The organism is Nonomuraea ceibae (assembly GCF_019396325.1).
Classification (GTDB): Bacteria; Actinomycetota; Actinomycetes; order Streptosporangiales; family Streptosporangiaceae; genus Nonomuraea; species Nonomuraea ceibae.
Genome location: NZ_JAHKRO010000038.1, coordinates 67,720 through 75,871 on the forward strand (window position 1 = coordinate 67,720; position 8,152 = coordinate 75,871).

Sequence of the window (8,152 nt, forward strand, 5' to 3'; positions counted from 1 at the left end):
AATACCGCGTACGTTAAAAGGGTCGTGCGAACTGGATAAAGAGCGCATTCGCCCTTGATCGGGGCGGGAATCAAAGCGGCCATGAGCATGAATTCTCTGCGCAGGGGCCTCCTGCTGGCCGCGATCGTACCGGCCCTGTTCACCGCCGGCTGCGCCGCGGGCGGCACCGGGCAAGCGATGAAGGGCGCCGCGAGCCCGGCGTCCCCCACAGCCACCGACACGGGCATGACACCCGGCGACTCCGCCTCGCCGACCGACACCACGACCGGCACCGGCAGCCCGTCGCCCACCGACACCGGCGCCGGCCAGGGCTCGCCCCGCGGCGTCGTCGAGGGCTTCTACAAGGCGCTCGAATCGGGCGACGCCGCCCAGGTCGTGAAGCTGTTCACCTCCGACGCCGTGGCCGCCGTGGCCGGCGAGCAGACCGCCGAGGGCACGCAGGCGCTCACCACGCTGTTCGAGGGCATGGGCGAGGGCCAGGGCGGCACGCCGACGATCGAGGAGTCCCAGGTCGCCGGCAAGCAGGCGTTCGTCCGCGCCACCAGCGGCGAGGGTTCCGAGGAGACCCGCGCGTTCTTCCTGCTCACGCAGGACAACGGCGACTGGAAGATCGACCGCTACATGAGCAACAGCCCGTCCTAGCCCTCCGGCCCACGCCCGGACCTAGGCTGGGGTGATGCAGGACCTCTCGAAGTACCAGCACCCGCGCTTCGCCCGCGCCTACGAGAGGATGACCGAGCGCGCCGATCCCGCCACCGCCGCACTGCGCGAGCGCCTGCTCGCCGGGCTGACCGGGCGGGTGATCGAGATCGGCGCGGGCAACGGGCTCAACTTCCCGCACTACCCGGCGGGAGTGCGCGAGGTCGTCGCCGTCGAGCCCGACCACCTGCTGCGCGCCGCGGCCGAGCGGGCCGCGGCCCGCGCCCCGGTGGCCGTCCGGGTGGTGCCCGGCCACGCGGGGGCGCTGCCGGGCGGGCCCGGCGCGTACGACGCCGCCGTGCTGTCGCTCGTGCTCTGCACCGTGCCCGACCCGGCGGCCACCCTCGCCGAGGTGCGACGGCTGCTCGCGCCCGGCGGCGAGCTGCGCTACTTCGAGCACGTCCGCTCGCCCCGGCCGGTCCGCGGCGTCCTTCAGGACCTCATCACCCCGCTCTGGCGGCGCGTCGGCGGCGGCTGCCACCCCAACCGCGACACCGCCGCTGCCATCCGCGCCGCCGGGCTGCTCGTCGAGGAACAGCGGAGCTTCGCCCACCGGCCCGTCCCCGGCAGCCCTGCGCTCACCCACATCCTCGGGCGGGCCCGCAACCCCTGACCGGTCAACCCCGCCGCTGATCCACCAGCGCGGAATGGACGGCGACCGCGCGAAGCCTCCCCGAGTCCCCCATTCTGGGCCCCGGCCGGAACTCCGGGCGCGCCGCCGGTGTATGCACGCCGGAGGTGTCCCATGAGAAGACTCGCCACCGTCGTGGCCGCCCTGCTGCTGGCCGCCGGTCCGCTCGCCACCCCCGGGGCGGCCGCCGGCGGATTCGCCGTCACCTACCTCGACCCGCTCCCGGGCACCCTGAAGGCCGGCACGTCCTACACGGCCGGCTACTGGGTGCTCCAGCACGGCAACCACCCCTACCAGGGCGACCTCGGGCCCACCGGGCTCCGGCTCACGGACGCCCGGGGCGAGGCCACGCTGTTCGCCGGCACGCCGCTGCCCGAGCCCGGACACTACGCCGCCGCCCTCACCGTCCCCGCCGCCGGGACGTACCGGGTCGAAGGCATCCAGGGCATCTTCGACCCGTACGCCGTGGGCACCCTCACCGTGCCGGGCGGCCTCGCCCTCAACCCCTTGCAACCCGGCCTCGCCCGCGCCCTGAAGGAGCCGCAGAACCACTGGGGCGCCATCCGCCCCCCAGGCTTCCCCCCAGGCCGCCCCACCCCGGACCCCGAGCACCCCGCACCGGGCAACCCCGACCGGGGTGACGCCGAGCGGGGCGCGGCCGAGGAGGGGCGCGCTGAGCCGGGGCGCGCCGAGGAGGGGCGCGCCGAGCCGGGCGCGGCCGTGGCGAGCCCGCTCGCGGCGGGGCCGTCGCCGGGCACGCGGCCTTCCGGCACCCCGCACGCGGCCGAGGCGGCCACCGGCGACGGTGCGGTCACCCAGGGCGGGGCGGCCACGCGGGGTGGGGCGGGCTCCGGTGGGGTTCCGGTCTATGGGCTGGTGGTCGCCGCCGTGGGCGGGGCGGTGCTCGCCCTGGTCGCCGTACGGGGGCCGTGGGGGAGGCGGGAGCCGGAGCCGCCCGTGGACGACGAGACGGACACGATCACGATCGGCGGGTGAGCGCCCGGGTCACAGGTCGCGTTCCTGGCGGTCGAGGATGCCGACCGAGACCGCCACGGCCGCCGCCGCGTCACCGGCCTCGATGGCCGCCAGCAGTTCGTGGTGGGAGCTGTCGGGCCGCAGCGCCGCCTCCTCCAGGTCGCGGACGCTCTCGCGCACCGACTCGCTCATGCTCCGGTAGAGGTCGCCAAGCAGCGGGTTGTGGGCCGCGTCGGCGACGCACAGGTGGAAGGCCACGTCGGCGTCGGCGAAGGCGTCGAGGTCACCGGCGCCGGCGGCGGCGTCGCGGCGGGCCAGGGCCTCGCGCATCCCGGCGAGGTCCTCGTCGGTGCGCTGGGCGGCGGCCAGCCGGGCGGCCACCAGGTCGAGCCCGCGCCGCACGTCGATGATGTCCATGGCCGCCGCCCGGTCCAGCCGCCGCCGCAGCGCCACCTGCGACTCGTCGGTGGCCGTCACGTACGTGCCGTCGCCCTGCCGGGTGGCCAGCAGCCCGGCGTGCGCCAGCACCCGCAGCGCCTCGCGCACCGACAGGCGGCTCATGCCGAGCGTCTCGGCGAGCCGGCTCTCGGACGGCAGCTTGGTGCCGACCGGCCACGCGCCGCTGGTGATCTGGTCGCGCAGCTGTTCGATGGCGGCGTCCACCAACGAGGTCCGTGCCACGTTCCGCATGCCCATCCTCTCGACCCGCATGGTCAGATCTTGTCAGGCTTCCGGGCGTCTGAGAGATTGCTCGTACTTTTGGTACAGCCACGGAGGTCACGCGTGCCACAATTACGCCCGGCCCTCATCGCCGCAGTCCTCGTCCTGGGCACGGCGACCCCCGTCCACGCCGCGGCCTCAGCACCCGCGGTCACCGTCGAGAACGGCCGTACGCAGCCGGTCTTCTCCTACGCGGACGCGGTCCGCGAGCACGTCTACGTCGAGTCGCCGGTCGACAGCGACGCCGACGGCCGGCTCGACCGGGTGCGCGTCGACATCATCCGTCCCAAGGAGTCCGGTCCCGGGCTCCGCGTCCCGGTCATCATCGACGAGAGCCCGTACTACGACAACTCCGGACGCGGCAACGAGGGGGAGCGCAAGGAGTACGGCGCCGACGGGAACGTCACGAAGTTCCCCCTGTTCTACGACAACTACTTCGTGCCGCGCGGCTACGCCGTGCTGAACGTCGACATGATCGGCACCACCCGCTCCGACGGCTGCCCCGACGTCGGCGGGAAGGCCGACGTGCTGGGCGGCAAGGCGGTCATCGACTGGCTGAACGGCCGGGCCAAGGCGTACCGGGCCGACGGCAGCCCCGCCGTGGCCGACTGGACGACCGGCAAGTCCGCGATGATCGGCAAGTCGTACGACGGCACGCTCGCCAACGCCGTGGCCGCGACCGGCGTGCGCGGCCTGGAGACGATCGTGCCGATCTCCGCGATCAGCTCCTGGTACCGGTACCAGCGCTCCAACGGCGTGATCTACAACTACGACTACGCCTCCTGGCTGGCCAACTACGTCGACACCGACCCCGAGGCCAAGTGCCAGGCGGTGCGCGACCGGATGGACGCCGGGGACGGTGACGACACCGGCGACCACAACCCGTTCTGGGCCGAGCGCGACTACCTCGGCGGGCTGCTCGGCGACGTCTCCAAGGTGCGGGCCAGCGTCTTCGTCGTCCACACGTCCAACGACCTGAACGTCAAGCCGGACAACTTCTCCACCTGGTGGCAGGCGCTGGCCGAGCGCCGGGTGCCGCGCAAGATCTGGGTCGGCCAGTACAACCACGTCGACCCGTTCGACTTCGAGGGCCGGCGGGACGTGTGGGTCGACACGCTGCACCGCTGGTTCGACCACTGGCTGCACGGCGTGCGCAACGACATCATGCGCGAGCCGCGCGCCGACGTGCAGGTCGGGCCGACGGAGTGGATCACGCAGCGCGACTGGCCGGCGCCGCACGCCACCCGGCTGACGCTCCGGCCCGCCGCCGACGGCACGCTCGGGCTGCGGCCCGACCGGCGCGCCACGGCGACGTTCACGGACGTGGCCATGACCGAGTCCGCGATGGTCGCCGACGTCGGCGCCGCGAACCCGGGACGGCTGGCGTTCACCACGGGCGCGCTGCCGGTCGACCTGCGCCTGTCCGGCACGCCCACCGCCGACCTGCGGGTCAAGCTCGACCGGCCCGCCTCGAACCTGACCGCCCTGCTCGTCGACTTCGGCGACGACACCCGCCTGGACTGGCGGCGCGGCCAGGGCGTCACCACGATCGCCGAGGAGGACTGCCACGGCGAGAGCACCGCTGCCGACGACGGCTGCTACAAGAAGGTCGTCACGAACGTGGCGAACCGGCCGGTGGAGGTCGTCGCCCGGGGCTGGATCGACGCCCGCAACCGCCACTCGCTGACCCGGCCGTCGCCCATGCCGGTCGGGAAGTACGCCAAGGTCAGGTGGGAGACGCTGCCGCACGACTACACCTTCAAGAAGGGGCACCGGATCGGCCTGATCATCGCGGGCACCGACGCCTCCTACAGTTCCGAGACGGGCACCGGGGCCGCGGTGACCGTCGACCTGTCGAGGACCGGCGTGATCGTCCCGGTCGTGCCGGGCGCCCCGCTGGCCGACGTGCCGAAGGACACCGCCAGGTTCCTCGGGCCGCGTGAGCTGACGCTGCCGGAGCCGGAGCCGGGCTTCTCGTTCTTCTGACGGGAGACGGGCTTCTGACAGCTGACGGCCCCGGGCGCGATGCCCGGGGCCGTCACGTGCGTGGCTGGTGCATGGTGCTTGCCTGTTTCACTCGCCCTTAGGGCAATTGCTCCAATAACCGCCTCCGTTCGTGTCGGGGATGAACGCTCCTCGGTTCGTGGTCACGGTCCACGAAACGATCATGGTGAGGGTGCCGTCGCCGGCCGTGGCGCCCTCCGTGGTCCTGCCGTCGCCCGTGGTGGTGCCCGACCAGCCGACGGTGATCACGCCCGACTCGGTCACGGGCGGCCCGGCGCAACCCGGCCGCTCGGCGGGCGCCCGTACGGTGAAGGTGTTGCCGTCGACGGTGATGCCGTTCGTCCCGGAGAACGAGGTGACCCGGCAGTCGCCGGTGCAGGTGAGCCTGAACCGGCCGCTGCGCTTCTCGCCCAGCCGCACGGACGCGGGCGTCAGCTTGGCCACCGGAGGCTCGGGCGCGGGCAGCGCCGTGCCGGGCTCCTCTGCCGCGCCGGTGGGCTCCCGCGCGGGAGGGTCCTGGAGCGTGGGCTCCTGGACGAGCGGCTCCTCGGCGGTGGGCTCGGGCCCGGTGGTCTCCTGTGCGGTGGGCTCGGGCCCGGTGGTCTCCTGTGCGGTGGGCTCCTGTGCGGTCGGTTGCGGGGCGGTGGGGGGCTGGGCCGCCGCGGCGGGGGCGGCGGTCGTCGCCGCCTGACGGGACTGGGGCTTGAGCACCGACCACGTCAGGCCCCCGGCCAGCAGGACCAGGCCGAAGATCAGCGCCGTCCGGACCAGCCAGCGCAGGGAGATGCGCGCCTCCGGGTCGTCCTCGTCGGGGCGCTCCCGCCAGAAGTCCTCCCACCGGGCGTCACCCCCGTCGTCGCGCGGCGGCGGCCGGTCACCGGCGTGGACGAGCTTGTCGCCGGGCTCGGCCCTGCGCCGCTCGCCCGGCCGCGCCGCCGGCCGGGCGAGCTCCCTGGCCCGCAGCGGGTCGTGCGGGGGGACGGGGTCGGGCGGCAGGTAGTACTCGCGCCGCTGCCCCGACCCCGGATGCGCGGCGTGCACGAGCGCCTGGCCGGAGCCGGCGCCGTTGCCGCCCCGCCGGACCCGGGCCTCCTCCACGACCCTGACCCCACGCCCCTCCCCTTCCTCCGCCACCGGGGCGCGCGGCACCGGGCGAGGGGGCGCCCAGTCGTCCTCCGGAGGCTCGGGCGGGGTGGGGGCGGGGAGGGGTTCCTGGCCGGCGACGGCCGCGCCCGTCGCCGGCCAGGGGTTGTCCCTGGTCTCCGTCGTGGGGCCGGGGAGCAGGGAGATCATGGCCGGAGGCGGCTCCGCCAGGCCGCGCGCCTGGACGGGGAAGCCGTCCGGGCGCCAGGCGGTGTCGTCGTCCGGCAGCGGCTGCCCCCAGGCGGGCTGCTCGCGCAGGGTGCCGGGGGTGTCGGCCAGGGGGAGGCGGCGCAGCAGCGTGGCCGCGCGGAGCGTCCGGGGCGCCGCCTGACATTCCGGGCAGGTCAGGATGTGGCGGGCGATCCGCGTGCGGTTGCGGCGTCCGGGGGTCCTGGCCCAGTCGGTCAGCCGGGAGGCCAGCCGGGCGCAGCCGTCACGGGTCCTGGCCGCCCGCACCGCCGCGAACCACTGCTCCAGCGTGTCGGCCGCCTCCGTGACGATGGCGGTCACGTCACCGGTGTCCGCGTCGAAGATCAGCGCGATCTCGTCGTCGGACAGCTCGTGCCGTACCGAGAGGTCGAGCAGTTCGCGGTGCGGGCCGTCGAGGGCAGTCAGACCCTCGGGCACCAGGTCGGGCGCGGGGCCGGGACGGGACCAGGAGCCGATGCTGGCCGGTCTGGCGGCGGCGACGGCGGCGCGGTGGGCGCGGGCCAGGGCGTACAGCCACGGCCGCAGCGCGTCCGGCGACGGGAGCCGGCCGGCGTGCGCGTGCGCCGACAGCAGCGCGCCCGCGACCGCCAGCTCGGCGTCGGAGCCCGCCAGCGCCGTGCGGCAGTAGTCGTACAGGTGCCGCCCGTGCTCGTCGCAGAGCGCGCCGATCGCCTCGCGCGCCTCGTCCGTCAGCGTCCGCCACATCTGATCGAGCACTCCTCACGTCACCGCGCCGACCCTCGCCCGGTCCTCGCAGGGGATGGGCCCGTCAGGCGGCCTCCGCGGCGGCACCGGGATCGCCGGCGCCGGACCGCGTGCCGCCCGGACCGGCCGCAGGCCCGGCACGGCCGCGAGCCGGAGCGCCGGCGACCCTCGTCAGGGGGCAGGGGAGGGCGAGCGCGCCCGGTGCGGCGCTCACGAGGCCCTCCGGTGCGGGGAGCGGTTGAGCGTGACGGGCTTGCCGGTCGCCCGCGACAGCGCCCACCAGGCGGTGCACAGGTTGGACGTGAGCAGCACCCGGTCGTTGCCGGCGCCCAGCGTGCCCAGCGCCGGCAGCGTCGCCATGCCGCTGCCGACGAACAGCAGCACGCCGTCCCGGGGCAGCCGCGCCTGCTTCACCTGCTCCACCAGCTCGGCGGGAGTGATCGTGTACGGGGACCAGCCGCCCTGGGCGCGGACCGGGAGCACCCCGGCGATGCGCAGCCCGGCGGCCTTCCAGAAGCGCTCGGCCAGCTCCGTCAGCCACGGCTGGAACGGCGAGACGATGTGGACCTCCTCCAGCCCGAGATGCCCGATCGCCTCCAGGATGGCCATGGTCGCCGAGGCGAACGGCACTCCGCACCGCTCGGTCAGCCGCAGGCAGCCCTCGCGGTCCTCGTCCGGGTCGAGCAGGTAGCGGGGGGCGTCGCAGGCCATGACGAGCGCGTCGAGCGGCAGGTCGCCGAAGGCGTGCGTCATGGCGGGCAGCGCCGCGTTGTAGCTCTCCAGCCGCTCGGCCGGGGCCAGCCCGGGGCGTACCGGGAAGCGGGCGGCGTGCATGTCGGCGCGTGAGCCGAGCAGGCGGGTCAGCTCCGGCTCCGCCGACGGGTTCGCGGGCGGCACCAGCACGCCCACCCTGCCGCGGCTCATGTCCGCCTCCCGCCGTGCCGCCGCGCGGGCCGCAGCCGCCGCACCGGGTGCGTGATCGGCGTGACGTCCGCCCGTGGCCCCGCCGCCTGGTCGAGGGGCGGCCGGTCGGGGGGTGGCGGCGGGCGGGTGCCGCGTACCGGG

Annotated in this window: 7 protein-coding genes; 4 read left to right on the plus strand and 3 right to left on the minus strand. The window is 75.2% G+C overall.

The features are described 5' to 3' along the window. Positions 1-81: 81 nt before the first annotated feature. The 3 genes from KME80_RS23495 to KME80_RS23505 all read left to right on the plus strand — a co-directional run bounded on the left by KME80_RS23495 (position 82) and on the right by KME80_RS23505 (position 2,326). Positions 82-642, plus strand: coding sequence for a YybH family protein (locus KME80_RS23495; protein WP_219508276.1), 561 nt, complete (start codon positions 82-84; stop codon positions 640-642). Positions 643-676: 34 nt separating this feature from the next. Beyond that, the gene (locus KME80_RS23500) at positions 677-1,312 is read left to right on the plus strand and encodes a class I SAM-dependent methyltransferase (protein ID WP_219508277.1); all 636 of its coding nucleotides are present in this window, start codon (positions 677-679) and stop codon (positions 1,310-1,312) included. Between the two features lie 132 nt (positions 1,313-1,444). Then, entirely contained in the window at positions 1,445-2,326 is an 882-nt protein-coding gene (locus KME80_RS23505) for a hypothetical protein (protein WP_219508278.1), read from the plus strand. 9 nt (positions 2,327-2,335) lie between these two features. On the opposite strand, the gene KME80_RS23510 is transcribed toward KME80_RS23505, so the two are convergent. Beyond that, positions 2,336-3,016: a FadR/GntR family transcriptional regulator gene (locus KME80_RS23510; protein WP_246645569.1), complete on the minus strand. Its 681-nt coding sequence runs from the start codon at positions 3,014-3,016 to the stop codon at positions 2,336-2,338. 72 nt (positions 3,017-3,088) lie between these two features. Here KME80_RS23510 and KME80_RS23515 point away from each other — a divergent pair, with 72 nt between their 5' ends. Further along, positions 3,089-5,011, plus strand: coding sequence for a Xaa-Pro dipeptidyl-peptidase (locus KME80_RS23515; protein ID WP_219508279.1), 1,923 nt, complete (start codon positions 3,089-3,091; stop codon positions 5,009-5,011). Positions 5,012-5,098: 87 nt separating this feature from the next. Here the strand turns inward: KME80_RS23515 and KME80_RS23520 are convergent, their stop codons facing one another. Then, a complete protein-coding gene (locus tag KME80_RS23520) occupies positions 5,099-7,087 on the minus strand; it encodes a hypothetical protein (RefSeq protein WP_219508280.1) in 1,989 nt (662 codons plus the stop codon). 210 nt (positions 7,088-7,297) lie between these two features. Next, the gene (locus KME80_RS23525) at positions 7,298-8,011 is read right to left on the minus strand and encodes a maleate cis-trans isomerase family protein (protein ID WP_219508281.1); all 714 of its coding nucleotides are present in this window, start codon (positions 8,009-8,011) and stop codon (positions 7,298-7,300) included. Positions 8,012-8,152 lie beyond the last annotated feature (141 nt).

Coding starts and splice junctions, on each gene's coding strand:
- KME80_RS23495 (WP_219508276.1), top strand. CDS start 82: ATGAGCATGAATTCTCTGCGCAGGGGCCTCCTGCTGGCCGCGATCGTA.
- KME80_RS23500 (WP_219508277.1), top strand. CDS start 677: ATGCAGGACCTCTCGAAGTACCAGCACCCGCGCTTCGCCCGCGCCTAC.
- KME80_RS23505 (WP_219508278.1), top strand. CDS start 1,445: ATGAGAAGACTCGCCACCGTCGTGGCCGCCCTGCTGCTGGCCGCCGGT.
- KME80_RS23510 (WP_246645569.1), bottom strand. CDS start 3,016: ATGCGGGTCGAGAGGATGGGCATGCGGAACGTGGCACGGACCTCGTTG.
- KME80_RS23520 (WP_219508280.1), bottom strand. CDS start 7,087: ATGTGGCGGACGCTGACGGACGAGGCGCGCGAGGCGATCGGCGCGCTC.
- KME80_RS23525 (WP_219508281.1), bottom strand. CDS start 8,011: ATGAGCCGCGGCAGGGTGGGCGTGCTGGTGCCGCCCGCGAACCCGTCG.